The sequence below is a fragment of the Micromonospora sp. NPDC048898 genome (genome assembly GCF_043198035.1).
In the GTDB taxonomy this organism is placed as follows: Bacteria; Actinomycetota; Actinomycetes; order Mycobacteriales; family Micromonosporaceae; genus Micromonospora.
Genome location: NZ_JBICUF010000001.1, coordinates 958,966 through 984,818, shown reverse-complemented (window position 1 = coordinate 984,818; position 25,853 = coordinate 958,966). Strand labels below are relative to the sequence as shown.

Annotated in this window: 25 protein-coding genes and 1 pseudogene; 13 read left to right on the top strand and 13 right to left on the bottom strand. The window is 72.2% G+C overall.

What is annotated here, in order from left to right; genetic code table 11:
• Positions 1–151: 151 nt before the first annotated feature.
• Genes ACGFIQ_RS04620 through ACGFIQ_RS04595 form a run of 6 tightly spaced genes read right to left on the bottom strand, consistent with a single transcriptional unit; the run spans position 152 to position 4,591 of the window.
• Positions 152–409, bottom strand: a complete 258-nt coding sequence (locus tag ACGFIQ_RS04620; protein WP_393239098.1) for a GNAT family N-acetyltransferase — start codon at positions 407–409, stop codon at positions 152–154.
• On the bottom strand, positions 387–1,001 hold the full coding sequence (locus ACGFIQ_RS04615) for a hypothetical protein (RefSeq protein ID WP_393239095.1): 615 nt from the start codon (positions 999–1,001) through the stop codon (positions 387–389). The genes ACGFIQ_RS04620 and ACGFIQ_RS04615 overlap by 23 nt, the downstream gene beginning before the upstream one ends.
• Positions 998–2,380 carry a hypothetical protein gene (locus ACGFIQ_RS04610; protein WP_393239092.1) on the bottom strand — a complete coding sequence of 461 codons (1,383 nt, stop codon included), beginning with the start codon at positions 2,378–2,380 and terminating at the stop codon, positions 998–1,000. Before ACGFIQ_RS04610 ends, ACGFIQ_RS04615 begins: the two co-directional genes overlap by 4 nt.
• Positions 2,377–3,177, bottom strand: a complete 801-nt coding sequence (locus tag ACGFIQ_RS04605; RefSeq protein ID WP_393240346.1) for an ABC transporter ATP-binding protein — start codon at positions 3,175–3,177, stop codon at positions 2,377–2,379. The genes ACGFIQ_RS04610 and ACGFIQ_RS04605 overlap by 4 nt, the downstream gene beginning before the upstream one ends.
• Positions 3,178–3,218: 41 nt before the next feature.
• Positions 3,219–4,016, bottom strand: coding sequence for a hypothetical protein (locus ACGFIQ_RS04600; RefSeq protein WP_393239089.1), 798 nt, complete (start codon positions 4,014–4,016; stop codon positions 3,219–3,221).
• The gene (locus ACGFIQ_RS04595) at positions 4,013–4,591 is read right to left on the bottom strand and encodes an RNA polymerase sigma factor (protein WP_393239087.1); all 579 of its coding nucleotides are present in this window, start codon (positions 4,589–4,591) and stop codon (positions 4,013–4,015) included. The genes ACGFIQ_RS04600 and ACGFIQ_RS04595 overlap by 4 nt, the downstream gene beginning before the upstream one ends.
• Positions 4,592–4,907: 316 nt before the next feature.
• Here ACGFIQ_RS04595 and ACGFIQ_RS04590 point away from each other — a divergent pair, with 316 nt between their 5' ends.
• Positions 4,908–6,128 carry a multidrug effflux MFS transporter gene (locus tag ACGFIQ_RS04590; protein ID WP_393240343.1) on the top strand — a complete coding sequence of 407 codons (1,221 nt, stop codon included), beginning with the start codon at positions 4,908–4,910 and terminating at the stop codon, positions 6,126–6,128.
• Between the two features lie 39 nt (positions 6,129–6,167).
• Here the strand turns inward: ACGFIQ_RS04590 and ACGFIQ_RS04585 are convergent, their stop codons facing one another.
• Complete coding sequence (locus tag ACGFIQ_RS04585; protein WP_393239084.1) at positions 6,168–6,839, bottom strand: hypothetical protein; 672 nt, start codon at positions 6,837–6,839, stop codon at positions 6,168–6,170.
• Positions 6,840–6,862: 23 nt separating this feature from the next.
• Between ACGFIQ_RS04585 and ACGFIQ_RS04580 the strand changes: the two genes are divergently transcribed.
• Positions 6,863–7,381 carry an acyl-CoA thioesterase gene (locus tag ACGFIQ_RS04580; protein ID WP_204943434.1) on the top strand — a complete coding sequence of 173 codons (519 nt, stop codon included), beginning with the start codon at positions 6,863–6,865 and terminating at the stop codon, positions 7,379–7,381.
• A 141-nt stretch (positions 7,382–7,522) separates the two neighbouring features.
• A complete protein-coding gene (locus ACGFIQ_RS04575; RefSeq protein ID WP_393239081.1) occupies positions 7,523–9,523 on the top strand; it encodes an acetoacetate--CoA ligase in 2,001 nt (666 codons plus the stop codon).
• 195 nt (positions 9,524–9,718) lie between these two features.
• Here the strand turns inward: ACGFIQ_RS04575 and ACGFIQ_RS04570 are convergent, their stop codons facing one another.
• The gene (locus tag ACGFIQ_RS04570; protein WP_393239079.1) at positions 9,719–10,408 is read right to left on the bottom strand and encodes a TIGR03089 family protein; all 690 of its coding nucleotides are present in this window, start codon (positions 10,406–10,408) and stop codon (positions 9,719–9,721) included.
• A gap of 152 nt (positions 10,409–10,560) precedes the next feature.
• Between ACGFIQ_RS04570 and ACGFIQ_RS04565 the strand changes: the two genes are divergently transcribed.
• Entirely contained in the window at positions 10,561–11,706 is a 1,146-nt protein-coding gene (locus ACGFIQ_RS04565; protein ID WP_393239076.1) for a glycosyltransferase family 4 protein, read from the top strand.
• Positions 11,707–11,768: 62 nt separating this feature from the next.
• Complete coding sequence (locus ACGFIQ_RS04560) at positions 11,769–12,860, top strand: mannose-1-phosphate guanylyltransferase (protein WP_393239073.1); 1,092 nt, start codon at positions 11,769–11,771, stop codon at positions 12,858–12,860.
• On the opposite strand, the gene ACGFIQ_RS04555 is transcribed toward ACGFIQ_RS04560, so the two are convergent.
• Positions 12,829–13,437, bottom strand: a complete 609-nt coding sequence (locus tag ACGFIQ_RS04555; RefSeq protein WP_393239070.1) for an NUDIX hydrolase — start codon at positions 13,435–13,437, stop codon at positions 12,829–12,831. The genes ACGFIQ_RS04560 and ACGFIQ_RS04555 overlap by 32 nt on opposite strands.
• Positions 13,438–13,476: 39 nt before the next feature.
• On the opposite strand from ACGFIQ_RS04555, the gene ACGFIQ_RS04550 reads away from it, so the two are divergent.
• Together ACGFIQ_RS04550 and ACGFIQ_RS04545 are read left to right on the top strand one after the other, a co-directional pair.
• The gene (locus tag ACGFIQ_RS04550) at positions 13,477–14,523 is read left to right on the top strand and encodes a hypothetical protein (RefSeq protein WP_393239067.1); all 1,047 of its coding nucleotides are present in this window, start codon (positions 13,477–13,479) and stop codon (positions 14,521–14,523) included.
• A 285-nt stretch (positions 14,524–14,808) separates the two neighbouring features.
• Positions 14,809–15,807 (top strand): ArsR/SmtB family transcription factor, encoded by a 999-nt coding sequence (locus ACGFIQ_RS04545; RefSeq protein ID WP_393239064.1) that lies wholly within the window; start codon positions 14,809–14,811, stop codon positions 15,805–15,807.
• Positions 15,808–15,954: 147 nt separating this feature from the next.
• Here the strand turns inward: ACGFIQ_RS04545 and ACGFIQ_RS04540 are convergent, their stop codons facing one another.
• Positions 15,955–17,040, bottom strand: coding sequence for a coenzyme F420-0:L-glutamate ligase (locus ACGFIQ_RS04540; protein ID WP_393239061.1), 1,086 nt, complete (start codon positions 17,038–17,040; stop codon positions 15,955–15,957).
• Positions 17,037–18,038, bottom strand: coding sequence for a 2-phospho-L-lactate transferase (cofD, locus tag ACGFIQ_RS04535; RefSeq protein ID WP_393239058.1), 1,002 nt, complete (start codon positions 18,036–18,038; stop codon positions 17,037–17,039). Before cofD ends, ACGFIQ_RS04540 begins: the two co-directional genes overlap by 4 nt.
• A 98-nt stretch (positions 18,039–18,136) precedes the next feature.
• On the opposite strand from cofD, the pseudogene ACGFIQ_RS04530 reads away from it, so the two are divergent.
• Positions 18,137–19,084 (top strand): annotated as a pseudogene (locus ACGFIQ_RS04530) (hypothetical protein); the annotation flags it as partial.
• 301 nt (positions 19,085–19,385) lie between these two features.
• On the opposite strand, the gene ACGFIQ_RS04525 reads toward ACGFIQ_RS04530, so the two are convergent.
• Positions 19,386–19,535, bottom strand: coding sequence for a hypothetical protein (locus ACGFIQ_RS04525; RefSeq protein ID WP_393239055.1), 150 nt, complete (start codon positions 19,533–19,535; stop codon positions 19,386–19,388).
• Between the two features lie 94 nt (positions 19,536–19,629).
• Between ACGFIQ_RS04525 and ACGFIQ_RS04520 the strand changes: the two genes are divergently transcribed.
• The 5 genes from ACGFIQ_RS04520 to ACGFIQ_RS04500 all read left to right on the top strand — a co-directional run bounded on the left by ACGFIQ_RS04520 (position 19,630) and on the right by ACGFIQ_RS04500 (position 25,122).
• Positions 19,630–22,173: a bifunctional FO biosynthesis protein CofGH gene (locus ACGFIQ_RS04520; RefSeq protein WP_393239052.1), complete on the top strand. Its 2,544-nt coding sequence runs from the start codon at positions 19,630–19,632 to the stop codon at positions 22,171–22,173.
• A 165-nt stretch (positions 22,174–22,338) separates the two neighbouring features.
• Positions 22,339–22,617 (top strand): hypothetical protein, encoded by a 279-nt coding sequence (locus ACGFIQ_RS04515; protein WP_357071649.1) that lies wholly within the window; start codon positions 22,339–22,341, stop codon positions 22,615–22,617.
• A gap of 51 nt (positions 22,618–22,668) precedes the next feature.
• Positions 22,669–24,060, top strand: coding sequence for a DUF4331 domain-containing protein (locus ACGFIQ_RS04510; RefSeq protein WP_393239049.1), 1,392 nt, complete (start codon positions 22,669–22,671; stop codon positions 24,058–24,060).
• A gap of 15 nt (positions 24,061–24,075) precedes the next feature.
• The gene (locus tag ACGFIQ_RS04505) at positions 24,076–24,405 is read left to right on the top strand and encodes a phospholipase (protein ID WP_393239046.1); all 330 of its coding nucleotides are present in this window, start codon (positions 24,076–24,078) and stop codon (positions 24,403–24,405) included.
• Between the two features lie 459 nt (positions 24,406–24,864).
• On the top strand, positions 24,865–25,122 hold the full coding sequence (locus tag ACGFIQ_RS04500) for a WhiB family transcriptional regulator (RefSeq protein WP_007455784.1): 258 nt from the start codon (positions 24,865–24,867) through the stop codon (positions 25,120–25,122).
• Between the two features lie 156 nt (positions 25,123–25,278).
• Here the strand turns inward: ACGFIQ_RS04500 and ACGFIQ_RS04495 are convergent, their stop codons facing one another.
• The gene (locus ACGFIQ_RS04495; RefSeq protein ID WP_110562108.1) at positions 25,279–25,728 is read right to left on the bottom strand and encodes a metallopeptidase family protein; all 450 of its coding nucleotides are present in this window, start codon (positions 25,726–25,728) and stop codon (positions 25,279–25,281) included.
• Positions 25,729–25,853: the final 125 nt, after the last annotated feature.

Genomic DNA, 25,853 nt, shown 5'->3' with positions numbered 1-25,853 from the left:
GCGGCCCGACGGAGTCCAATCGGGTGCCCAGGTATGGCAACCGGGTGCGGACCACCAGAGTTCTCGTCGCCACCGAATGGTCCGGGAGTTGCTTACGAACCAGGTGCCGCGGATCGTCATGGCGTGGGAGCTGCTGAAGGACTGACCGCCGTCACTCGGCTGTCGGTCCGGTGAGGTGGCGCATCAGCACCGCGTACCCGCGTCCCGATTCGGTGAAGCCGATCTTCTGGTACAGCGCCAGCGCCGGTTGGTTGGTGTTGCTCACCTGGAGTCGCAGTCGGCGGAAGCCCGATGATCGTGCCCGGTGCAGGGCGCGCAATATCATCGCGGTGGCCAGGCCCTGGCGGCGCCAGGAAGGTCGGGTGCCGAGGCAGTGCAATGGTCTGCTACCGGTCGGGTCCGGTTTCACTGGCGGGTCGCAGGGGACAGCCCCGCAGGCTGTACGCGAGCAGACCGGTCACCGCCAGGGTGGCGGCGCAGACCGTGGCGGCGGTGGTGCCGGCGGGTTGGACCAGCCAGCCGGCGACCTGCATCCGCAGGTCCCTGCTGGGGCCCATGAGGGGCAGGACCGCGACGAGGGTCCAGGTCATCGGGGAGATCCACGACAGGGCGGCACCGAACAGGGCGGCACCGAGGGCGGTGAGCCCGAGGAGCCCCGTGATGTTGCGCAACACCAGGGCCAACGGTTCGTAGCGCGCGTCGGTGACCGTGCTGAGGGTGAGCAGGGCGGTGATCGTGGCGGCGGCGAGCAGCAGGTGCCCGGCACGTCGGAGCGGCCAGTTGACCGCCGCCGTGTGGTCGAGGGCGTCGTCGGCACCGCTGAGGGTGCTGCCGGCCGCGACCACCGCCAGCATGATGACGAGGCTGGCCGTGCGGGTGTTGATGGTCGTCGCGTCGGTGTAGGCCAACGACAGGGCCCACGCCAACGCGATGAGCGCGGTCGCGGTGGTCAGCGCGACGGGGACCCGGCGGGAGCGGAGGTAGAGCTGAAGCCACCTCACGGCTGGTCCTCGGGCAGGACCGCCGCGAGGGCGTCGCCCTGGCAGGCCAGCGCCGCCTCGCGTGCCGCTGCCATCCGACGCCGTTGCTCGGCCTCCGGGAGACTCACCAGCGCCTGGTACGCGTTCACCAGCCCCTCCATCTCCGTGGGGTCCCATCCGGGCTGCGGGGCCGGTGGTCGACCGGTCAGCCAGGCGGCGGCGACGATCCGGGCCCGGTACTCGTCACCCTGAACCGACTGGTCGGCGCACTCCTGCTGCCAGGCGGCCTCGAGCAGGGACGGCAGGAAGTAGTCGCCGGACATGTCGGCACGCCCGAGGCGGTCGATCGTGGGGGTGTCGAAGACGACAGTGTCGGCGGAGTGCGGTGCCGGTGCCGTGCTCGGATCCAGCCGTGCCCAGTAGGTGACCTGCTGGGTCTGCACCGCCCGGACTGGTGCGTTGGGCAGCTTGGCCGCCATCATGGCGAGAGCCTGCCGGGCCGGGCCGACGACGGCGGGCAGCAACTCGGCGTGCACCCGCGTCACGCAGACCTGCGGGCCGGCGTTGTCACAGACCAGCTCGATGGCGACCGGGTCGACGACCGCCGCCCCGCGGGTACCGCCGACGGGCAGGAGCGGCACGGCCACCGCGGCGCCGAGCACCGCCGGGAGTACGGCCAGCGCCGTGGCGCGGCGGCGGACCGTGCCCAACAGCAGCAGCCCGGTGGCGGCGAGCGCCACCAGCCACAGCGTCTGGAGCGCGCTCACCCGCGGCATGATCGTCTGGAAGTCGTCGAGTCCGCTGATGACCGGGACGAGCAGTAGCGCCGAGGGTTCGGGTAGGAAGACCGGCGCGTCGGGAGCGGGCTGCGACATGAGCTCGGGGAGGAGCCCGAGCAGGGCGAACCCGGCCACCGCGATGACGGGTGCGGTGATCACCCGGGGTGCGGCCCGGCCGGCGGCCATGCCCAGCCAGCCGGCGGCGATCAGTGCCGGAACACCGACGGCGGCGACGACGATGGCGGCGCTCGGGAAGTAGTGCGCCGTCGGCACCACCCATCCGGTCGCGATGAGACACAGCAGGGTGTACGCGGCCACCACCGTGATCGCGAGCGCGCTGGCGGTCACCGTGGTGCGGTGCCACCGGGGTCGGGCGGTGCTGGTGAACAACTCGTCGACCCGGTTACGGGCGTCGCGCCGACCCAGCCACGCCCCACCGGCGAGCGCCAGCGGCAGCAGCACCACGAGCATCGATCGTGCGATGACGGCCAGTTGCATCCACCGGCCGGCGAAGAACAGGGTGGAGGTGAGCAGTAACGGCACGCCGGTCACCAGCAACAGCAGTCCGACGCCCAGGGCCGCCGACCGGCGTAGCTCGATGCGGAGGATGCGCCCGATCATGCCGGCACCTGCCCACGGTGGGAGCGCAGCAGCGCCGAGTAGCCGCGTTCGGTGGCGCTGTCGCCCGCGTCGCCGGCGCCGCCCTGCTGGGCCAGCTGCCCGGTGGTGCCCTGCCAGACCAGGCGACCTTCGTGGACCAGCACCACGTCGGTGCAGGCCACCGCGACGTCCTCGACCAGGTGGGTGGAGACGAGCACGCAGCTGTCCAGGCCGATCTCGCGTAACAGCTCGCGGAAGTCGAGACGCTGCTCCGGGTCCAGGCCGACCGTCGGCTCGTCGAGCAGCAGCACCTCCGGGTCGTTGACGATCGCCTGGGCGATGCCGGCACGGCGCAGCATCCCGCCGGAGAGCGTCTTCATCCGGGAGTCCGCCCGGTCGGCGAGGCCGACCCGTTCGACGGCCCGTTGCACCGCGCCCGGGATGACCGTCTTCGGCATCTCCTTGAGCCAGGCCATGTACTCGACGAACTCCCGGACGGTGAAGCGCGGGTAGAAGCCGAAGTGTTGCGGCAGGTAGCCCAGGCCACGGCGGACCCGACGGAGGTCCGCCCTGGCGGTGATGTCCTCGCCGAGCAGACGCAGCCGGCCCTCGGCGGGTTTCACCACCGTGGCGAGTGCGCGCATCAACGTCGTCTTGCCGGCGCCGTTGGGGCCGAGCAACCCGTGCACGCCGGTGCCCAGCGCCAGGTCCAGCCCGTTGACCGCCAGGTGCCGGCCGGCGCGGACCTGCAACTTCTCGGTCTGTACCGCCCACGGATAGGTGGACGGCGTGGTCTCCGCCACGCTGACCATACGCATCATTGCTTCTCCATTCGGTTCGTGGTTCGTGTCGTCAGCTGTCACGACGTGCGGGGAAGTCCTCCGAACGGACGTCGTCGGGCCCGGACGAGCACCACGGCCACCAGTGCCACGGTGGTCGCAGCCCACCAGGGCGAGCTGCTGTCCGCGAGGACGGCCGGGAGGCGTCCGCCGGCCAGACTCGGCGCCACGACACCCGCGGACCAGGTGAGGGCCAGTACGGCGGCGGCGCGGTCCACCCCGACCAGCCCGCCCAGGGCCAGGGCCCCGGCGGTGAAGCCCAGCGCCGGCAACAGCCAGAGACCCGGGGAGTGGCCGGTGCCCCAGCCCGCCACGGCCAGCACCGGGATGACCGCCACCAGGACCGCCAACGTGCGGCGCAGCAGCAGCGCCAACCCAGCTCGCGGCGTGGTGGCCGTCAGCTCCCAGGCCGGGTCGAGTCGTCGGCTCCAGAGCGCGGCCACCGGCAGCAGCGGTGCCATCGGCGCGACGAGCAGCACCAGCGACGGCAGGTTGTCGAAGGTCGTCTCGAAGAGCACCGCGGCCAGCATCATGCCGGTGGCGGTGGCCAGCCACGGCAGGATCCGGGCGGCGACCCCGGTCCGCCGAAGTCGCCGCCGACGCACCGGAGCGGGGCCGGTGGCGATGCCGGTGGCGATTCCGTCGGCGACCCGGTCCAGCAGGTCGCGGGTGGCGGAGTCGGTCGCGTCGGCCAGGACCGCCCGGCAGGCGGCGCAGGACTCCAGGTGCGCCTCGACCGCCCAGATGGTCGTGTCGTCGACGCCGTGACCGCCCGAGGCGTACTCGGAGATCAGTGTGGGGGTGGGATGAGTGGTCATGACAGCGCCTCCCGCAGCGCGATTCGGGCCCGCCGCGCGCGGGTCTTCACGGTTCCTTCCGGCATGCCGAGCAGCAGCGAGGTCTCCCGCACGGTCAGTCCGTCGAGGACCATCGCGCGCAGCACCTGACGCAACTCCGCCGGCAGCGCCTGTAGGGCCCGCTCCAGGTTGGCGTCCAACCCGCCGGCCAGCGCCTCTTCCTCGGCCGCCGGAGCCACGGTGTCGTAGGTCTGCACCGACGGGATCCGTTCCCTTCGGGCCCGGTGGCGGAACGCGTCGATCAGCCGGTGGGCGGCGATCGTCCACAACCAGCCCACCGCGCTGCCGGAGCCCGCGGACTGTGCCTGGCTGCCGGCCGACCGCCACACCGCCAGGTACGTCTCCTGCAACACCTCGGCCACCACGTCCTCGTCGGCGCAACGCCGACGCAGCCGCGCGGTCAACCACGGGGCGGTACGCCGGTACAGGGCGTCGAAGGCACGCCGGTCGCCACGGCCGACGCGGCGGAGCAACTCGGCCTCGTCGAGGCCGTCCAGACTTCGTCTCACGACAGGCAAGACGACGCGGGACTCCATCCCGGTTCTGGTGCAACTGTGACCCCGGTCACAGCTTGGTCCGGGCCCGGGGCGGATCAGCGGGGCGTGACTCCCCCCACAGCGGGAACGTCGGACGGCTTCCGGACGTTGGCGAGCGACAGGATCACCACCGGGTGATCGACCCGTCCGGCCGCCCCCACCACGACCCCTGCCTCGTCACAGTCTCGCCGCCCCGTGACGACGCACAAGCTTCCGCAGAGAGATCGAGATGATGAGGCAGTTGGTGGACAAGACCGGAGCCGGCACCCGCGCGGACAACCCGGGCACGACCGAGGACATGCTGCCCGGTGACCTGATGACCAACCGCCAGCGGGCACAACTCGTCCTTGTGCTGGGTGCGTTGATCGCCATCGGGCCGTTGACCATCGACATGTACCTGCCCGCGCTGCCCGCCATCACGGCGGGGCTGCAGACCACCGAGACCGCTGTGCAGTTGACGCTGACCGGCACGCTTGCCGGCCTCGCGCTTGGTCAGTTGCTGATCGGGCCGCTCTCCGACGTGGTCGGGCGACGGCTGCCGCTGCTGGCCGGGCTGGCCACGCACATCGTGGCATCCGTGCTGTGCGTCTTCGCGCCCAGCATCGCCGTGCTCGGCGCGCTGCGCGTCCTACAGGGGCTGGGCGTGGCGGCCGCCACAGTGGTCGCGACCGCCGTCGTCCGCGACCTGTTCAGCGGTGCCTCCTTCGCCCGGATCTTCTCCCGGCTGATGCTCGTCATGGGCCTGGCGCCCATCCTCGCGCCGACCCTGGGCAGCGGCCTGCTGGGCTGGACCGACTGGCGGGGCGTCTTCGCGGCACTGGCGGTGCTCGGCGCGTTGCTGATCGTCGTGGCCGCGCTCCGGCTCCCGGAGACCCTCCCGGTGACGCGTCGGCGGCACGGGGGAGTCGGTGCCACCCTGCGCGACTACCGGGGGCTGCTCAACGACCGGGCGTTCGTCGGTCTGGTGCTGGTCGCCGGGCTGGCGATGGCGGCCCTGTTCGCGTACGTCTCCGGGTCGTCGTTCGTGCTCCAGCGGGAGTACGGCCTCGACGAGCAGCAGTTCGGCCTGGCCTTCGGCGCGGGCGCCGTCGGACTGATCGGGGCCACCCAGTTCAACGTCCGGTTGCTGCGCCGCTACAGCCCGCAGCAGATCCTGGTCAGCGCCCTGCTCGCCGGCACGGCGGCGGGGCTGCTGCTCGTCCTGTTCGCGGCGACCGGCTTCGGTGGCCTGGGCACCCTGCTCGCGGCACTGTGGCTGGTCCTGGCCGCGGCCGGTCTGGCCCTGCCCAACGCGCCGGCGCTGGCCATGAGCCGACACAGCGAGGCCGCGGGCACCGCCGCGGCGCTGCTCGGCGCGGTGCAGTTCGGTGTCGGCGCACTCGCGGCACCCCTGGCGGGCCTGTTCGGCGCCGGGAGCGTACCGATGGCTGTCGTCATCGCCGGTGGCATGGCCGCCGCGCTGACGGTCATGCTCCTGGTCGTGCCCCGCGCCGGCCTCGGCACGGTCGACCCCGACCTGGCGGTCGCCCTGCACTGAGGGCCTGCGGGCGGGCCGGTTGCCCGGCCCGCCCGACGATCAGCGGATCTCCGTGGTGTCCTCCGGGCGCGGTTGGCCGCGCGGTGGGGCGGACCAGGGTGACTCGCCACCCACCCGGCGCGGCAACGGCTCGGTCGGTGTCGAGTCGGCCGGGTAACCCAGAGTGAGCGGCGCGGTGTCGCGCTCCGCGGGCGCGGGGGACGGCCAGTCGGTCAACGTGAAGTCGTCGTCGCGGGGAGTGGTCTCCGGTGCCGGTGCCGGCGGCACGGCCGACTCAGTGGCCGGGCGCGGCCACTGCCGCCACCGCTGCACACTGAAGGTCGCCATCAGCAGCAGCAGGCCGATCAGGAAGAGCGTGCCGTTCTCCACGGGCAGCCGCAACGGCAACGGGTCGCCGGCCACCTTCCACCCGTGCGGGATCGCGTCCCGGACCGTGAAGGGTGCCACGAACATCCCGACGTACGGGCTGACCAGCAGCAACCCGGCCACCAGCGGACCGAGCGGCGAGAAGCGCAGCGTGCCGAGCAGGCCCAGCAGGACGCCGCCGACACCGAGGTACACGGCTGGCTCGATCAGGTTGGCGGTGTTGAACGTGCCGGTCTCCACCCAGCGGTCGACCGTCCGGCTCGACCCGTCCTGCCCCAGTGTGACGAGCACCCAGGTGATGGGCGCCACCACCAACCCGGCGAGGAAGCTCCAGAGATGTCGCATCCGCGCACCGTACCGTTTTCGACATGACTGAGCACCTCTCCGCCGCACCGATCGGCAAGCCGACGTCGTACTCGCGCGTCACGCTGAGCAAGATCATGACTGCCGTGGACGTGAACCTCTACGGCACCGTGCACGGCGGGGTTCTGATGAAGTTCGTCGACGACGTGGCGGGGGCCGCGGCGGCCCGGCACAGCGGCGGGACGGCCGTGACCGCGGCGATCGACGAGATCGTCTTCTCCGAGGCGGTCCGGGTCGGCGACCTGGTGCACGCGCACGCGCAGGTGAACTGGACCGGCCAGACCTCGATGGAGGTGGGCGTGCGGGTGGTCGCCGAGCGCTGGGACTCGGCCGAGGACGCGCCGGTCCGGGTGGCCACCGCGTACCTGGTCTTCGTCGGTGTGGACGTCGGCGGGGCCCCGCGGGTGGTCCGCCCGGTGCTGCCCGAGACGGCGGAGGACGAGCGCCGGTACAAGGAGGCCGAGATCCGACGCGCGCACCGCCTCGCCCGTCGCCGCGCCATCCAGGCCCACCGCGCCGGCTGACCCACACGAGGTGCCGGGCTGGAGTGTGGGACGGGCACGCATCGGTTGCCGTACCCGGTGCGCAGAATGGCGCTTCGAGGTAGGGCAAGATGGCGCCACGGCCACGCACAGTGTCGTGCCGGGCCGGGGGAGGGTGGAGCAGTGGGTGACGTGCTGTGGACGCCGCCGGCGGACGTACGCGAGCGGTCCCGCATCGGCGGCTATCTGCGCTGGCTGCGGGAGCACCGCGGGCTGGACTTCGCCGACTACGACGCGCTGTGGCGCTGGTCGGTCACCGACCTGGACGGGTTCTGGCGCTCGATCTGGGACCACTTCGAAGTGATCGCGCACACCCCGCCGACCGCCACCCTCGCCGAGCGGGGGATGCCCGGAGCACGCTGGTTCCCCGGTGCCACGCTCAACTACGCGGAGAACGTGCTGCGGATGCCGGGGCGCGCCGACGACGACCCGGTGTTGATCGCGCACGGGCAGACCCGCGCGCCGGTCACGCTGACCGCCGGGGAGCTGCGCGAGCAGGTCCGCCGGGTGTCGGCCGGGCTGCGCCGGCTCGGTGTCACCGCCGGTGACCGGGTGGCGGCGTACGCCCCGAACATCCCCGAGACGTACGTCCTCCTGCTGGCCACCGCCAGCCTGGGGGCGATCTTCTCGTCCTGCGCGCCGGAGTTCGGCACCCGCAGCGTCACCGACCGCTGGCAGCAGATCGAGCCGACAGTCCTGGTCGCCGTGGACGGCTACCGGTACGGCGACAAGGCGGTGGACCGGCGCGCCGAGGTCGCCGCGATCCGGGCCGCCCTGCCGTCGCTGCGGCACACCGTCAGCATCGGCTACCTCGACCCGACCGGCCCCGTGCCCGAGGGCACGCTGAGCTGGGCCGAGCTGGCCGCGCCCACCGACGGGCCGTCGACGTTCACGCCGGTGCCGTTCGACCACCCGCTGTACGTGCTCTACTCCTCCGGCACCACCGGGTTGCCCAAGCCGATCGTGCACGGCCACGGGGGCATCCTGCTGGAGCACCTGAAAATGCTCGCCCTGCACCACGACCTGGGCCCGGCCGACCGGTTCTTCTGGTTCACCACCACCGGCTGGATGATGTGGAACTTCCTGGTCTCCGGCCCGGCCGTGGGCGCGACGATCGTGCTCTTCGACGGCAACCCGGCGGTCCGGGCGGAGCCCGGCCGGCCGGCTGAGCCGGACCTGGGTGGGTTGTGGCGGCTGGCGGCCGAGACCGGCACCACCTATTTCGGCACCTCCGCGCCGTTCCTGCTGGCCTGCCGCAAGGCTGGCCTGGTGCCCCGCGAGATCACCGACCTGTCCGCGCTGCGCGGCGTCGGCTCCACCGGTGCGCCGCTACCCGCCGAGGGCTTCGGATGGGTGTACGACACCGTCGGCGACCAGGTGCAGCTCCAGTCGCTGTCCGGCGGCACCGACGTGTGCACCGGCTTCGTCGGCGGGGTGCCGCTCCTGCCGGTGTACGCCGGCGAGATCGCCTGCCGCGCGCTGGGCGCCAAGGTGGAGGCCCGCTCCGCCGACGGCACACCGGTCATCGGCGAGCTGGGCGAGCTGGTCATCACCGAGCCGATGCCGAGCATGCCCGTGGGTTTCTGGAACGACCCGGACGGCACCCGCTACTTCGAGGCGTACTTCGACGTCTACCCGGGCGTCTGGCGGCACGGCGACTGGATCACCATCAACGAACGGGGCGGCTGCGTGATCACCGGCCGCTCCGACGCCACCCTCAACCGGGGTGGGGTACGGCTGGGCACCGCCGAGTTCTACTCGGTGGTCGAGGGGCTGGACGAGGTGGTCGACTCGGTCGTCGTCCACCTGGAGGACGACGAGGGCGGCGCCGGTGAGCTACTGCTCTTCGTGGTGCTGGCCGACGGCCTGGAGCTGGACGACCCGATGCGCGCGAAGATCAGCCGTGAACTGCGCACCGCCCTGTCCCCCCGGCACGTGCCCGACGAGATCCACCAGGTACGCGCGGTGCCCCGCACCCTGTCGGCGAAGAAGCTGGAGGTCCCGGTCAAGAAGATCCTGACGGGCACCCCGGTCGACGAAGCGGCGGCCAAGGGCGCCCTGGCCAACCCCGAGTCCCTGACCGCCTTCGCCGCCCTGGCCCAGTCCCGAACCCCCACCCCCTAACAGCAGCCCTCTCCCGCCAACCCCTCCCGCCCCGCCCTCCCTCCCGCCCCGCCCGCCCGCGCCGCCCGCCCGCCTCCCGCCCGCGTCGATCAAGGAGTTGTGGTGCCTTGCAAAAGGGGCATAGGCGCAGCAGTTGCCCACCACAACTCCATGATCGACGGGGCGGGGTGGGGTGGGGCGGGGTGGGCGGTGGGGTTACTGGAGGGTTTTCGTGACCTTTTCGGTGGCCTGGCGGCTGGCCACCTTCGTTGGGTCGAGGTTCGCGTTGAGGACCACGGTGGCGGCTTGGGTCAGGGGGGCCAGCAGCCAGTCGACCGGGTCCGGGTAGCGGGCGGCGTCGATGAGGACCCGCGCACCGGGCTCGATGCCCAACTCGGTGGCGCGGGCCTCGGCGCGGGCCAGTAGGTGGGCGTCGGTGGGGCCCGGACCGGGCTGCGGGTTGAAGTGGTCGCCGTGCCGGCGTACCTCGACCACGTAGTCGGCGAACCCGGGCGGCACCTGCCGGAGCGGGACGGCGAGCGGGGCCAACCCGAGGGCGTAGCGTTCGTCGGCCGGCCAGGACTGGGCCGCGTCCAGCCGGTCGGCGGCGGCGAAGAGCACGTCCACCTCACCCGGTGTGTCGACGACGCTCAGCTTGGCCGACCAGCAGCCCAGCAGCACCGCCGCGGTCTGCCAGTGCGGTGGCAGCAGCACACCGGCCGGCGTGCCGGGGGCGAGACCGACCTCGTCGACGAGCAGGTTGGCGGTCTTCGCCACCCAGTTCGCCAGGGTGGCGCCGGAGAGTTCGGTGCGGTCACCGCTGGCATCGTCGTACCAGGTGAGCAACGGTCGGGTCGGGTCGGTCGCGATCGCGTCGGCGAACACCCGGGCAATGTTGTCGGCCATCGGCGCGAACGATACGCCAGTGCGGGCCGTACCCAATGTCGATGACAACTCGGCGTACCGTCGGGTCGCAGTCAGCGTGGCCCCCGCGCCCCGGCGTAGGCTTGACCCGGAGTGTTGTTCCCCACAGACCCGCCAGTGCAAGGAGTCGCCCCGTGACCGCCGGTCGCCCGCCCCGCGTGCTCATCGACGCCACGAGTGTCCCCACCGACCGTGGTGGTGTCGGTCGATATGTCGATGGTCTGCTCGGTGCCCTCGGCAAGGTGTGCGGGTCGGGGGTGGAGCTGGCGGTGGTCAGCCTCCGCACCGACCTGGAGCGTTACACCCGGATGCTGCCTGGCGCGGAGATCATCCCGGCACCGGCCGCCGTGGCGCACCGCCCGGCCCGGCTCGCGTGGGAGCAGACCGGCCTGCCGCTGCTCGCCCAGCAGGTGGGCGCCGACGTGCTGCACTCGCCCTTCTACACCTGCCCGCTGCGGGCCGGGTGCCCGGTCACGGTCACCGTGCACGACGCGACGTTCTTCACCGAGCCGGAGCACTACGACAAGTCCCGCCGCACGTTCTTCCGCAGCGCCATCAAGACCTCGCTGCGCCGCGCCGACCGGGTGATCGTGCCCAGCAAGGCCACCCGGGACGAGCTGATCCGGCTGCTCGACGCCGACCCGACGCGGATCGACGTGGCCTACCACGGTGTCGACCAGGCGGCCTTCCACGCCCCCACCGAGGAGGAGAAGGCCCGGGTCCGGGCCCGACTGGGGCTGGGCAACAGCAGCTACGTCGCCTTCCTCGGCGCCAAGGAGCCGCGGAAGAACGTGCCCAACCTGATCCGCGGTTGGGCCCGTGCGGTGGCCGACCGCGTCGACCCCCCGGCTCTGGTGATCGCCGGTGGCCAGGGGCACGACGACGACATCGACCGGGCGGTGGCCGAGGTTCCATCGCACCTGCGTCTGCTGCGCCCCGGCTACCTGCGCTACGGCGACCTGCCCGGTTTCCTCGGCGGTGCGCTCGTCGCCGCCTACCCGTCCTACGGCGAGGGGTTCGGGCTGCCGATCCTGGAGGCCATGGCGTGCGCCGCCCCGGTGCTGACCACGCCGCGCCTCTCGCTGCCCGAGGTGGGCGGCGACGCGGTCGCGTACACCTCGGAGGACGCGGAGCAGATCGGCATCGACCTGGCCGCGCTGCTCGACGACGAGCAGCGGCGGTTGTCGCTGGCGAAGGCCGGTTTCGACCGGGCCAAGGAGTTCACCTGGGAGTCCAGCGCCGAGGTGCACATCACCGCCTGGAGTCGCGCCCGTTCGTGACCCCGGGCCCCCTGGTGGTGACCCGTGCCACTGCCAGCAGGTGCGTCGGGCATGATGTGCGGATGCTTTATGCGGTCATTCCGGCAGGTGGCAGCGGCACGAGGTTGTGGCCGTTGTCCCGCGCCGGCCATCCCAAGTTCCTCCACCCGCTGACCGGCACCAGCTCCTCCCTGCTCCAGGCGACCGTGGAGCGGCTCGCGCCGCTGACCACACCGGATCGGACCCTTGTGGTCACCGGTGCGGCACACGTCGCGGCGGTGGCTCGGCAGCTGACCGGTCTGCCCGAGGAGAACATCCTGGTCGAGCCGTCCCCACGGGATTCCTGCGCGGCGATCGCGCTGGCCGCGGCGGTGATCGCGGTACGCGACCCGGACGCGGTGATGGGCAGCTTCGCGGCCGACCACCTGATCGGTGACCCGGGGAACTGGGTCCATACCGTTCAGGAAGCGGTCCGGGGGGCCGAGCAGGGGATGCTGATGACGGTCGGGATCACCCCGACCCGCGCGGAGACCGGCTACGGCTACCTGGAGACCGGTGACCCGTCCGACGACGCCCCCTGGCGGCCGGTGACCGAGTTCAAGGAGAAGCCCGACGCCGAGGTGGCCGAGGCGTACGTCCGTTCGGGCCGGCACCTGTGGAACGCGAGCATGTTCGTGTGGCGGGTGGACGTCTTCCTCGCCGAGCTGGCCCGCCAGCAACCGGCGTTGCACGCTGGCGTCACCGCGATCGCCGCCGCCTGGGGCACCCCGGAGCAGGACGAGGTGCTCGGCGCGATCTGGCCGACGCTGCCGAAGATCTCCGTCGACTACGCGGTGATGGAGGGCGCGGCGACCGCGGGTCGGGTCGCGACGGTGCCGGGTGACTTCGGTTGGAACGACGTCGGCGACTTCCACACCCTCGGTGAGGTGCTGCCGGCCGACGAGGCGGGCAACGTGGTGCTCGGCACCGACGCCAAGCCCGGTGTGCTCCTACGGGACAGCGCCAACCTGGTGGTGGTGCCGCAGTCCGGTCGGCTGGTGGCCGTCCTCGGGCTGCGCGACCTGATCGTGGTGGACACCCCGGACGCGGTGCTGGTCTGCCCGCGCGACCAGGCCCAGGGCGTCAAGGCCCTGGTCGACGAGCTCAAGGCGCGAGGCGAAGAGGGTTACGTCTGAGGGCCGCGAGGGCCGGTGCGACAAGTTGTGCGGTCCCGCCGGCCAGCGGCTCGGGCAGTTGATCCGGTGGGAACCAGCCCAACTCCTCGGCCTCGTCGCTGATCTGCTCCACCGCACCGGGCGGCGCGACCACGACGAACCGGACGTCGAAGTGACGCGAGCCGCCCTGGCAGAGCACCTCGTGCACGTCGACGTCGATCGGCACCGGGTCGATGCGCAGCCCGGCGATCCCGGACTCCTCGGTGGCCTCGCGAAGCGCGGCGGCCACCAGCGTCTGGTCGACCGGCTCGCAGTGCCCGCCGAGCTGCACCCAGAGCCCGAACTTGACGTGCAGACAGAGCAGCACCCGTGTGCCGGTGGCGTCCAACACCAGCGTGCTCGCGGTGACGTGCCCGGGGCGGTGTTGCCGGCTCATCGCGATCGGCCCGGCGTCGAGCAACGCGAGCGTCCGGTCCCTCGCCGCGGCCGCCCCCGGGCTGGTGGGCTGCCAACCTTCGAGGAGCGCGATGGCGTCGGAGTGCAACGGCGCGTAGGTCTCGGGGTCGGTCGGGTGGGCGGTGAGCGAGGTGTCGGGCACCCCATCACTGTACGAGCGTGTGCTCCGTACGCTGACGCGGTGACCCTGCGACTCGTCGAATTCGTGGTGGCCGGCAACGAGGCCAGCGATCTGCTGCCGGTGCGGTCGGCGGCGCTGCTTGGCGCGTACGGTGCGCGTCGGGGCTTCTGGACGGTGCTGGACGAGGGGCCGGTGGAGCGCTGCCTGGTGTTGCTGCTGGAACGGGACGACGGCGAGTGGACGTCCCAGCACGTGCGGGCGGACGCGGGCGTGGAGAACGGGCGGACCGAGGATGGTGAGGCGCTCGCCCACCACGACGGTTGGGTGTACGTCTTCGGCTCCCACTTCGGCTCGAAGGCTGGCCCGTTGCGTCCCCGGCGAGCCTTCGTGGCCCGCTTCCGGGAGGACGACGCGGCGGCCGGGTCGGTGCCGGTGCACGTGGTGCGGAACTCGTTCCGGCTGCACCGGGCGGTGAACGACGCTCTCGCTGGATCGCCGCTGACCCTGTTGCCACCGGGGGAACGGGTGCGGGCGCGGTTCGTCGTCGAGACGTTGGCGAGGGGGACCGCCCGGGAGAAGCGCTGGGTGAGCCGGCTGGCCCCGGGCGACCTGCCGTTGAACGTGGAGGCGGCGGCCTTCACCCCGGACGCGACGGTGCTGCTCGGGCTGCGGTTCCCGGTCACCGCGGCCGGTGAGCCGATCCTGGTGGAGGTGGCTGGTGTGCCGGGCATGTTCACGGCGGAGCCGGCGTGGCCGCGGGCGTTGCGGGCGTACGCGTTGACCGGGGTCACCCCGGTGGGCAAGCTGACCGGGTTCCGTGCGATCACCCCGACGTCGGACGGCGGGTACGCGGCCGTGATCGGCTCGATCGACGCGCTGGGCAAGGGATCCGTGCTGCTCGACGACCATCCGGGCGGCGGGGACGTCACGTCTCGGCAGGTCCGCTTCCGGCTGCCGCACGGTGGGTCGGACGACGCGTTTCGGCTGGTCGGGGAGTCGGTGGTGGACCTGGCGCCGTTCCACCACGTGGAGGGGCTGGCGGAGTTGGACGGGCGACCGTTCTACGTCACGGACGAGGATCACCGGGTCGCGCTGTGGGCCGGTTGAGTCGGATGGGTGACGCTGGGGCGGGATGACCGGACGGCACCTCTGCGGAGCAAGGGCCGCAGACCCTCGTGGTGCCGCCCGATCACCGGGGCCTCCCCGGGCCCGGTGCCCTCGGGCCGGCACGTCGAGGACGCACCGGCGCGGTGTTCGGGCACTGGAAGCATGTCGAAACGCTCCGGCGGCGTCGAGGTTTTTCAGTCCAGGCTTAAAGATGGAGATTAGTGCCGGCCGGGTAGAGTCGAACGGTCACCCGGCATCCCCCTGCTGGCGACGATGGAGCGCTCCATGCTGAAGATCCACTTTTCCGGGGAGGACATCCTCCGGACTCGGGTGGCGCCGGCGGCGGACCCGGTCTGGGAGCTGGTCCTCAGCCTGCACGCGTTACAGAGCCGCAACCGCGACCCGGTGACGGCACACTGGCGGCGCACCGTGTCTCAGGGGCTGCGTCAGGACGTCGCCTCCGAGCAGCTCCGGTTGCTCTTCGCGCTGAGCCCGCCGCGCGGCTACTTTCCCGACTTCCTCACCCCGTACGCCAGTGTCGACGGCTTCGAGGCCGGGCTGGACGCGCTCCGCAGCACCCCGACCGGGATGCTCCGGCGAGACCTGAGCGTGCTCGCCGCCGAGAACCAGCTGCCACCCTCTGCCGCCGCGCTGGCCCGGGGTGAGGTGGCGGTGCTGCACCACCTCGCGGACTCGATGGTGCAATACCGATCATTGGCGATCAATCCCTACTGGAGCCGCATCCAGGCGGCAGTCGCGGCGGACCGGGCCCGCCGGGCCAGGGCGTTGCTCGACGGCGGTGTCGAGAGCCTGCTCACCAGCCTCCGACCGGCCATGCGGTGGGACGGTGGGGTGCTCGAGGTCCGCAACTATCCAGACAGCCGGGAGCTGCACCTCGACGGCCGAGGGCTGCTGCTGGTGCCGTCGTTCTTCTGTGCCGACACACCTGTCGCCCTGCTCGACCCGGCCCTACCGCCCGTGCTGGTCTACCGGGTGGACCGTCTCGGCGGGCTGCTGTCGGTGAACGACGCCGGGTCGACCCGGTCCGCCGCTGCCCGTGAGTCGCTCGCCGCGCTGCTCGGCCGCACCAGGGCGGCGGTGTTGGAGGCAAGCGACGAGGGCTGCACCACCGGTGAGGTCGCCCGCCAACTCAACATCTCACCGGCAGCGGCGAGCCAACATGCCACGGTGCTGCGCAACGCCGGCCTGCTGGTCAGCCACCGGGACCGCAACAGCGTGCTGCACACGCTGACTCCGCTCGGCCGGGCCATGCTGGACGCCTGACCCGCCACCGGGCGAGCGCCGGGCCGGCTGGCCGCGTGACCAGGCCGTTTCTCAGCGCGCGAGCGCAGCGCTCGCCGGGTCGGGTGATCCGGCCGTCTGTCAGTGCGCGAGGGCGGCGCTCGCCGGGCCGCGTGACCAGGCCGTTTCTCAGAGCGCGAGGGCGGCGCTCGCCGGGCTGCCGGGGGGCGGCGGCAACAGGGTCGAGCCGACACCCTGGGCGGCCAGGGCGACGCGCAGTCGGTGCAGGTCGGCACCGAAGCGCACCAGGCCGATCGGCTCGACGGGGGTCGGGGCCGAGCCGAGCAGCAGGGAGGCCCCGTCCGGCCAGCCGGGCATCTCGGCGACCAGTCCGGCGCGTACCTCGGCCTCGTCGACCAGGGTGAAGACCGTGCCGGGGGCGACCACCTCGGCGACCGCGTCGATCGCCCGTCGCACCGCGGTCAGGTCGGCCGGCGTGGGGCCGGGACCGTCGCCCAGGGTGGCGGCGTCGGCCAACCCGGCGGCGCGGGCCTCGGCGGTACCGAGGGCGAAGAGATCCTGTGCGGCGTCGCGGATCAGCGCCCGCGCGCCGCCGGCGTCGTCCGGGGCGGTGGCGGCGAGGTAGCCGCGCACGACCGCGACGGGGACCTGATCGCACTTGCCCTTGATCAGCTCGCCGGCACCCGCCAGCTCGTCCACCACGGCCATCTGGGTCAACTGAAGCTCGTTGCCGTACGGGTCGACCTCGCCCCGGTGGTCGCGGATGGCCGGCATCCCGGCCACGCCCAGCGCCACGTCGGTGAGCCCGTTGCGCCAGGGCCGGCCCATGGTGTCACTGATGATCACGGCCACGTCCAGGTCGTAGCGCTCCCGCAACGCGTCGGAAAGCGCCCGTGCCGATGCGTCCGGGTCGACCGGCAGCAGCACCAGTTGGGTCTTGTCCACGTTCGATGCGTCGATCCCCGCCGACGCCATCACGAAACCGTGGTGGGTCTGCACGATCCGGGTCGGCCCCCGACTGGCGACCACCCGGGCGGTCTCACCGGCCAGGACCTCGTCCCGTGCGGCCAGCCGCTCGGGCCCGTCCGCCGGGACGTCGACCAGCCGCCCCTCCGACTTCGAGACGATCTTGCTGGTGACCACAAGCACGTCTCCGTTGCGCAGCCACGGCGCAGCGGTCGCGATCATCGCGGCCAGGTCGTCACCCTCGGTCACGTGGCCGATGCCGAGCACCGGCAGGATCTCCAGCCTCACGTCAACTCCACCGCGGCGCGGACCATGGCCGCCGTCGCCGCCTCGTCGGTCATCCGCAGCGGCACCGCGCGGACCGTCACCCCGGGCACCACAGTGTCAGCGTCCTCCTCGGCGACCAACCAGCCATCGAGCAGGCCGCCGTCGGACCGGCCCCCGTAGAGGCGGCCCACCCCGGCGGCGCTGCACTCGACACCCAGCACGTCCAGACAGCGGTCGGCCATCCCCCGCACCGGAGCACCGCCGATGATCGGCGAGACGCCCACCACCGGCGCGGGGCCGTCCGCCACAGCCTCCCGCAGCCCCGGTACGGCCAGCACCGGCGCGACGCTCACCACCGGATTGCTGGGGGCGACCAACACCAGGTCGGCGGAGCCGATCGCGTCCAGCACACCGGGTGCCGGCTTCGCCGTCTCCGCACCGACGAAGACGAAGCGGTGGGTGCGGATGTCGGCCCGGTAGCGTACCCACCACTCCTGGAAGTGGATCGCCCGCTGACCCTGCTCGTCCTCGACGGTGCCGGCGCTGTTCGCGGGTGCGGGGCTCGCAAGCTCACTCCTCCCGCTCACGACAGCGTGCGTTTCCAGGCGGTCGTCGGTGGCCGGCAGCAGACGTACCCCCGGCTCCCAGCGGGTGGACAGCGCCTCGGTGACCGTGCTCAACGGGTAACCGCCGTTGAGCATGGTGCTCCTGACCAGGTGGGTGGCGATGTCCTTGTCGCCGAGGCCGAACCAGTCCGGCTGTGCCCCGTACGCGGCCAACTCGCCCTTGACCGTCCAACTCTCGCCGACCCGGCCCCAGCCCCGCTCCGGGTCCGCGCCGCCGCCGAGCGTGTACATGACGCTGTCCAGGTCGGGGCAGATCTTCAACCCGTGCAGCCACAGGTCGTCGCCGACGTTGACCACGGCCGTCACGTCCGCGCCGACCTCGCGGGCGTACGCCCGTACGCCGAGCAGGAACCGGGCGCCGCCGATGCCGCCGGCCAGAACCACGATGTGCATGTCGACCATCCTCGCGCACGTGACGCCTCCGGTCCGCCGGTGGCCCACGAGACTAGGCTCACGTGCGCCCTGTCCGATCCGGCCCCGAGGGGGAACTCGTGACCAGCCCCGCCGAGCCCGCGTCCTCCGACGCGACGCAGGCCCGTCAGCTGACCAAGCCACTACGCGAACTCGCCGCGCTCGCGTTGCTCGGCGCCAACGCCGTGTTCCTCTTCGTGGGCCTGCTCCGGTTGATCGCCCCGAACGGCTCCTTCACCGAACGGGCGGGCGGTGCCTTCGGCACGTTCGTCGGGTTGGAGGCGGTGGGCCTCCCGCTGCTGGCCGTGCTGCTGGCCACGCACATCTCGCCGGTGGTGCCGAAGGCCAAGCTGATCACGCAGGTGGCCCTCGGTGAGTACGCGGCCAGCGCGGTGATCGGTACGCTGACCATGCTGATCTCGACGGTGGGTCGCCTGGCCGATGCCAGGGTGCTCGACGCGCTCCTCGGTGTGCTCGACCAGATCGCCTGGATGGTGATCTTCGCGGTTGCCGCCTGGGTGGTCTACACCATCTGGCGTGCCCGCTACTACGTGCCGCGGCCCAAGCCCCAGCCGGGCGTCTACGGCCAGCCGCAGGCAGGCTGGCCGCAGCAGCAGGGTGGTTGGCCGTCCCCGGGGCAGCCCGGTGGCCAGCCGCAGGGCGGGTGGCCCGCTCCCGGCCAGTACGCCCAGCCGTCCCCACCGTTCCAGGCCCCGCCGTCGGCCCCGTCCCACCCGCAGTCCGCCCCGCCGCACCCGCAGTCGGCCCCGCCGTTCCCGCAGTCCGCGCCGCCGTTCCAGGCCCCGCAGTCGGCGCCCCCGTTCCCACAGTCGGCCCCGCCGCACCAGCAGTCCGCGCCGCCGTTCCCGCGGTCGGCGCCGCCGTCGCCTGCCGCGCCGCCGTTCGGGCAGCCGCCGTCGGCGGACCCGACCCAGGCCATCCCGCGCCCGTCGGCCGAACCAACCCAGGCGATCCCGCGCCCCTCGGGGGACCCGACCGAGGCGATCCCGCGCCCGTCGGCCGAACCAACCCAGGCCATCCCGCGCCCCTCGGCGGACCCGACCGAGGCCATCCCGCGCCCGTCGGCGGACCCGACCGAGGCGATCCCGCGCCCCTCGGGGGACCTGACCGAGGCCATCCCGCGCCCCTCGGCGGACCCGGCGCAGGCGATTCCCCGGCCCGCCAATCCGGACGACGACCGTACCCAGCACATCAAGCCCGGCGAGCACCCCGACCAGCCGCGCTGAATCGGCCTGCGGGGTGACTTCATGATCAGGTGATGAAAAGTAGGTCGGCAACGGGTCCTCACACCTATTTTTCATCACCTGATCACCGCGCTGGCGGGGGAGCCGGGGGCCGGCTGGCGAGGTCGCTGGGCAGGGTCATCGCGCTGGCGGGGGAGCCGAGGGGCCGGCTGGCGAGGTCGCTGGGCAGGGTCATCGCGCTGGCGGGGAGCGCGGGGTGGCTAGCGCTGGGCACGGTCGCCACGCTCACGGGGAGCCGAGGTGGGCCGTTTCGCACGGTCCGGGCACTGGTCGGTCGAGCGGGCCCGCGCTGCGCATAGGCTGAGCGGATGGTTGATCGCACCCAATCCGGCCCGAGCGACGCTAGCGTGCGACGGGCCCTGGCCCGGGCCGCGAACGGGCGGGCGCTGGACGTCGAGGAGGCGACCGCGCTGCTGTCCGCCCGTGGTGACGCGCTCGACGAGCTGCTCCGGGTGGCCGGTGGGGTTCGTGACGCCGGGCTACGTGACGCCGGGCGGCCGGGCGTGGTCACGTACTCGAAGAAGGTCTTCATCCCGCTGACCCGGCTCTGCCGGGACCGCTGCCACTACTGCACGTTCGCCACCGTGCCGCACCGGCTGCCGGCGCCGTTCCTGGACCGTGACGAGGTGCTCGCCATCGCGCGGGCCGGCGCCGCCCAGGGGTGCAAGGAGGCGCTCTTCACGCTCGGTGACCGGCCGGAGGAGCGCTGGCCGGCGGCCCGGAGCTGGTTGGACGAGCGTGGCTACGACTCCACACTGGACTACCTGCGGGCCTGTGCGGTCGCCGTGTTGGAGGAGACCGGGCTGCTGCCGCACCTCAACCCCGGTGTGCTGTCCTGGTCGGAGTTGCAACGGCTCAAGCCGGTCGCGCCGAGCATGGGCATGATGTTGGAGACGACCGCGACCCGGCTCTGGTCGGAGCCGGGCGGCCCGCACTTCGGCTCACCGGACAAGGAGCCGGCGGTGCGGCTGCGGGTCCTGGAGGACGCGGGTCGGGTCGGGGTGCCGTTCACCACGGGCATCCTGATCGGCATCGGCGAGACGCCGGCCGAGCGGGTGGACGCGCTCTTCGCGATCCGTCGCGCCCACCGGGAGTACGGCCACCTCCAGGAGGTGATCGTGCAGAACTTCCGCGCCAAGCCGGACACGGCGATGCGTGGCATGCCCGACGCGGAGCTGCACGACCTGGCCGCCACGGTGGCGGTGGCCCGGCTGCTGCTGGGCCCGAAGGCCCGCATCCAGGCCCCGCCGAACCTCATCGCCGGCGAGTACGACCTGCTGTTGCGCGCCGGCATCGACGACTGGGGTGGCGTCTCGCCGCTCACCCCGGACCACGTCAACCCGGAACGCCCGTGGCCGCAGATCGACGAGTTGGCCCGGCACACCGAGCTGGCCGGGTTCACGCTGCGGGAGCGGCTGACGATCTACCCCGAGTACGTGCGCGCCGGCGACCCGTGGCTCGACCCACGGCTGTCGCCGCACGTGACCGCGCTGGCCGACCCGGCGACGGGCATGGCTGTCGAGTCGGCGCTGCCGCAGGGGCGACGCTGGCAGGAGCCGGAGGAGGTGTTCGGCGGGCGGGTCGACCTGCACGCCACCATCGACACCACCGGCCGCACCGACGACCGGCGGGGTGACTTCGACAGCGTCTACGGCGACTGGTCCGAGGTCGCCGGCAAGGTCGCCCCCGAGGCGGTCGCGCGTCGAGCGGGCGTACCCCCGGTGATTGCCGGGAGTGGCGCGGACCGTGACCTGGCGGCCGGGCTGCGGTTGGCCGCCGACGACCCGGCGGCGCTGCTCGACCCCCGGCACGCCGACGCCGCGCTGGCGCTGTTCGGCGCGGACGGGCCGGCGCTCGACGCGTTGTGCCGGCTCGCCGACGACGTGCGCCGGGACGCGGTCGGCGACGACGTCACCTACGTGGTCAACCGCAACATCAACTTCAGCAACGTCTGTTACGTGGGCTGCCGGTTCTGTGCGTTCGCGCAGCGTGAGCGGGACGCCGACGCGTACCGGCTCTCCGTCGACCAGGTCGCCGACCGGGCCGAGCAGGCGTGGGCGGCCGGTGCCAGCGAGGTGTGCCTGCAGGGCGGCATCGACCCGAAGATGCCGGTCACCGGGTACGCCGACATCGTGCGCGCGATCAAGGCCCGGCTGCCGGAGATGCACGTGCACGCGTTCTCGCCCATGGAGATCGTCACCGCCGCCGCGAAGGCCGGGGTGCCGGTGCGTGAGTGGTTGCTCCAGCTGCGCGAGGCCGGGCTGGACACCATCCCCGGCACCGCCGCCGAGATCCTCGACGACGACGTGCGCTGGGTGCTGACCAAGGGCAAACTCCCGGCCGCCGCCTGGGTCGACGTGGTCAGCACGGCCCACGAGCTGGGCATCCGGTCCAGCTCCACGATGATGTACGGCCACGTCGACCACCCCGGGCAGTGGCTGGCGCACTTCCGGGTGCTGGCCGGTGTGCAGGACCGCACCGGTGGGTTCACCGAGTTCGTGGCGCTGCCGTTCGTGCACACGAATGCTCCGATCTATCTGGCCGGCATCGCCCGGCCCGGGCCGACCTGGCGGGAGAACCGGGTGGTACACGCCATGTCCCGGCTGCTGCTGCACGGCCGGATCGACAACATCCAGTGCTCCTGGGTGAAGCTCGGCGACGAGGGCACGGTGGCCATGCTCCAGGGTGGATGCAACGACCTGGGCGGCACGCTGATGGAGGAGACGATCTCCCGGATGGCCGGCTCCGACAACGGTTCCGCGCGTACCGAGGAGCAGTTGCGGGCCATCGCGAAGGCCGCCGGTCGTCCGGCGCGCAAGCGGTCGACTGCGTACGGTCACGTTCGACCCTGACGTCGAACCTTTCCCCGCCGCCGGCCGTACCACGCGGTGCCGGCGGCGGTCGCGGCGAGGATCGCCGCCGGTGTCCCCTTCAGGGGCCCGGTGGCGTCGTTGGACGGTGCCGGACCCGTCCGTCCCCCCGCGGGCGCGTGCGCGCCGCAGCCGGAAAGGTTGCCCATGACCAGTGATCAGCGGAAGCGGCAGTGGCCGCGACTGACCCGCCGGCAGACGTTGACCGCAGCGGCGAGCGCCACTCTCGGTGCCGCCGCGCTCACCGTGCCGGGCCTGTCAGCCGCGCAGAACGCCCCCGGCGCGGCCGGCCGAGCCGACGAACCGATAGTCGTGCACCTGCGTGACGCCGAATCCGGAACGATGGACGTCTTCGTCGGTGAGGCGCGGATCGAGGTACGTGACCGCGGCCTGGCGGACCGGCTGCGGCGCGCCGCCCGGCGCTGACCCGACATCCCGCACTGCCATCCTGTCCCCGCCCAGTGAGGTTGGTCCGCCATGTCTTCCCACCGTGAGGCCCCGGAGATAGCCAAGGATCCGGTCGCCGACAGCTCCGACCTGTACGCGTTCGTCAGCCCCGACAAGCCCGACACGGTGACGTTGATCGCCAACTACGTGCCGTTGCAGTTGCCCTCCGGGGGCCCGAACTTCTTCGAGTTCGGTGACGACGTCCGTTACGAGATCCATATCGACAACGACGGCGACGGTCGTCCGGATGTCACCTACCGGTTCGAATTCACCACCGAGATCACCAATCCGAACAGCTTTCTCTACAACACCGGCACGATCGAGTCGCTGGACAGCAAGAACTGGAACCGGCGGCAGTTCTACAGCCTGACCCGGGTGGCCGACGGCCGGGAGCACCGGTTGGCGCACAAGCTGCCCTGCCCGCCGTGCAACGTCGGCCCGCTGTCCACCCCGAAGTACGCCGACCTCGTCCGGCAGGCGACCTACTCCCTCTCCACGGGGGAAAAGGTCTTCGCCGGGCAGCGCGCCGACGGCTTCTTCGTCGACCTGGGGGCGATCTTCGACCTCGGCACGTTGCGGCCGTTCCAGCAGCTGCACGTCGCCGGAAAGAAGATCTTCAAGGCCGAGGGGGAGCCGGTCAACGCCACCGACCGGATGAACGTGCACAGCATCGCCGTGCAGGTGCCACTGAAGCAGGTGCGCCGACGCGCCAGCCGGTACGGCGCCGCTGACCCGGCGTCGGTGCTCGGGGTGTGGACGTCGGCGTCGCGCCGGCAGGTCCGCGTGCTCGGCGACCGGGGCGGTGCGGACACCGCGACCGGCCCGTTCACGCAGGTCTCCCGGCTGGGCAATCCGCTGTTCAACGAGGTCATCGTGCCGATGTCCAAGAAGGACCTGTGGAACTCGCTGCCGCCGTCGGAGGACAAGCGGTTCGCGCGGTTCGTCGAGCAACCGGAGCTGGCCGCGCTGCTGCCGGCGCTCTACCCGGACGTCTTCCCCAACCTGGACAAACTCACCAAGGCCAAGAAGGTCCGCGCGGATCTGGTGGCGATCCTGCTCACCGGCATACCGGCCGGGCTGATCGACGGCTTCACCAACACCACCGGCGACGTGCAGGCCGACATGCTGCGGCTGAACACGGCGATCCCGCCGACGGCCAAGCCGGACCGGTTCGGGGTGCTCGGTGGCGATCTGGCCGGGTTCCCGAACGGGCGGCGGGTCGGCGACGACGTGGTCAGCATCGCGCTGCGGGCGATCGCCGGGGTGACCGTGCCGCTCGTCGACAAGACGTTCCGTCCGGACGCGGCGGCCGCCGCGGTCACCCCCGGCCTGAGCGCCGCCGACGTGACCGCGCCGTTCCTCGGGAACTTCCCCTACCTGGGTACGCCGTACGACGGGTTCAACAACCCGCCGGCGGCCTGAGTGGGGGCGCAGCGGATGCACGAGCACGCGTACGGGCCGTCGGAGACGGGCAGCGTCGTCCTCGATCTGGGTGGCGACACCGGTGCCCTGATCGTCTACACCGGCCGGGATCTGCATGGCCGGGAGATCGAGATCAGCCGGGACGATGATCGGCGGGTGCACTCCGCGGTGCGGGAGCGCCGGGTGCAGGACGGCTCGTTCCACAGTGCGGTCTACCCGGATCTGCCCGGCGGGATCTATACCGTCTGGTGGGACGCGAACACGCCCGTCGGCAGAGTTTCTGTCCAAGGTGGAGGGATAGCCGAGTTCGTATGGCCCAGCAGCGGTTTCGGGGTCGCCGGCTGACCCTTCCACACCGCTTTTCGCGTCGCGCCCCGTCCACATTGTGGGCGGGGCGCACGCGCTGTGCCCAGCTTGAGGGGCAGTCTGCGCCGTGCCGCGTTAACCTGTCCCCCACCAAGATCAGCTTTGGGGGTGCGGGTGTCTGGGGCGGCCCTGGCGATGACCTGCCGGGGGAGCGCCACGGCAGAAAAGTCGGGCAACTCGCCGGAGAGGGCGTTACTCGGCCGGGGTCTGAATCGATAGGGCAGGTTGCGAGGCTGGACGGCCCCAGTGGTCGTCCGGGGGTGTCGGGAGGGCGACTCCATTATCAAGTTTGGCTTGACGGCGCACGCATTACACGCGTGTAATTTGAATGGGGTTGTTCGCACGGAACGCAACAAAACGGGACCGGACGGACAAGCACGCCTTTCGCGTGGGGGGTTGCAGCGGCGATGACGCCGGTGCGCGACAAGGAGGCATTTGATGGACGGCCAGCTTGAAGTGGCCGACCTGCTCGGAAACGCGCCGGAGTGGCAGGAGCGGGCGTTGTGCTCGCAGACCGACCCCGAAGCGTTCTTCCCCGAGAAGGGCGGCTCAACCCGCGAGGCGAAGCGGATCTGCTCGCGGTGTGAGGTCAAGACCGAATGCCTCGAATACGCTCTCGGTCACGACGAGCGATTCGGCATCTGGGGTGGGCTCTCCGAGCGGGAGCGGCGCAAGTTGAAGCGGCGGGCCGCCTGAGCGGTGCGAGGTCGCCGGCGGTGGGGGCCGCCCGACTCGCCCGGCACAGGCTGCCCGACCGGGGCTCGTTCGGCCCGGCTTGTCGGGGGCTGCGGTTCGAGCTGAACTGGTGGTTCGGTGTGGCTGTCGGTTCGATCTGAGCTGTCGGGGGACTGCTCAGGCCAGCTCGTCGGGGTCGACGCCGAGCAGGTTCGCCACCTGTTCGATGATCACGTCATGCACGAGATCGGCGAGGTCCTCACGGTCCATCGCCCGGAACTCCAGAGGCCGTCGGTACAAAACGATCCGCGGCGGCACCTCCTGGCGGCCCGGACGACCGGGCAGCAGCCGGGCCAGCGGGACCTCGCCGTCCTCCAACACATCGGAGTCGTAGACGTTCAGGTCCGGTGGCACGTCCTCGACCGCGAACTCGACCCCGGCCAACTCCTTGGCGAACCGACGCTCCAGCGTCTCCACGGTGTCCAGGACCAGGTCGTCGAAGACCTCGGCCTTGGTCCGCGCCAGCGGCACGGTGGCCGGCACCAGCCGCCCGCGCAGGCCGCGACCGTGCCGGTCACGGTGCACGCGCCGGCCAGGGCCGGGGCGGCGGTGTTCCGGGCTCGTCATGAGGCAAAGGGTAGCGCCCGTGCCGGGCTGGTCAGCGGCACCGCCGCTCCCGTGGCGCGGCGCGCCCAGGACGGCGAACTGTGATCACCGCTACGGGCGTGTCGCAACGCGAAGCGATGCGCCGG

Excerpts from the sequence above, each read along its gene's own strand:
- ACGFIQ_RS04610 (WP_393239092.1), bottom strand. The coding sequence starts at position 2,380 with ATGATCGGGCGCATCCTCCGCATCGAGCTACGCCGGTCGGCGGCCCTG.
- ACGFIQ_RS04605 (WP_393240346.1), bottom strand. The coding sequence starts at position 3,177 with ATGCGTATGGTCAGCGTGGCGGAGACCACGCCGTCCACCTATCCGTGG.
- ACGFIQ_RS04600 (WP_393239089.1), bottom strand. The coding sequence starts at position 4,016 with ATGACCACTCATCCCACCCCCACACTGATCTCCGAGTACGCCTCGGGC.
- ACGFIQ_RS04595 (WP_393239087.1), bottom strand. The coding sequence starts at position 4,591 with ATGGAGTCCCGCGTCGTCTTGCCTGTCGTGAGACGAAGTCTGGACGGC.
- ACGFIQ_RS04590 (WP_393240343.1), top strand. The coding sequence starts at position 4,908 with ATGACCAACCGCCAGCGGGCACAACTCGTCCTTGTGCTGGGTGCGTTG.
- ACGFIQ_RS04585 (WP_393239084.1), bottom strand. The coding sequence starts at position 6,839 with ATGCGACATCTCTGGAGCTTCCTCGCCGGGTTGGTGGTGGCGCCCATC.
- ACGFIQ_RS04580 (WP_204943434.1), top strand. The coding sequence starts at position 6,863 with ATGACTGAGCACCTCTCCGCCGCACCGATCGGCAAGCCGACGTCGTAC.
- ACGFIQ_RS04570 (WP_393239079.1), bottom strand. The coding sequence starts at position 10,408 with ATGGCCGACAACATTGCCCGGGTGTTCGCCGACGCGATCGCGACCGAC.
- ACGFIQ_RS04560 (WP_393239073.1), top strand. The coding sequence starts at position 11,769 with ATGCTTTATGCGGTCATTCCGGCAGGTGGCAGCGGCACGAGGTTGTGG.
- ACGFIQ_RS04545 (WP_393239064.1), top strand. The coding sequence starts at position 14,809 with ATGCTGAAGATCCACTTTTCCGGGGAGGACATCCTCCGGACTCGGGTG.
- cofD (WP_393239058.1), bottom strand. The coding sequence starts at position 18,038 with ATGCACATCGTGGTTCTGGCCGGCGGCATCGGCGGCGCCCGGTTCCTG.
- ACGFIQ_RS04520 (WP_393239052.1), top strand. The coding sequence starts at position 19,630 with ATGGTTGATCGCACCCAATCCGGCCCGAGCGACGCTAGCGTGCGACGG.
- ACGFIQ_RS04515 (WP_357071649.1), top strand. The coding sequence starts at position 22,339 with ATGACCAGTGATCAGCGGAAGCGGCAGTGGCCGCGACTGACCCGCCGG.
- ACGFIQ_RS04510 (WP_393239049.1), top strand. The coding sequence starts at position 22,669 with ATGTCTTCCCACCGTGAGGCCCCGGAGATAGCCAAGGATCCGGTCGCC.
- ACGFIQ_RS04505 (WP_393239046.1), top strand. The coding sequence starts at position 24,076 with ATGCACGAGCACGCGTACGGGCCGTCGGAGACGGGCAGCGTCGTCCTC.
- ACGFIQ_RS04500 (WP_007455784.1), top strand. The coding sequence starts at position 24,865 with ATGGACGGCCAGCTTGAAGTGGCCGACCTGCTCGGAAACGCGCCGGAG.
- ACGFIQ_RS04495 (WP_110562108.1), bottom strand. The coding sequence starts at position 25,728 with ATGACGAGCCCGGAACACCGCCGCCCCGGCCCTGGCCGGCGCGTGCAC.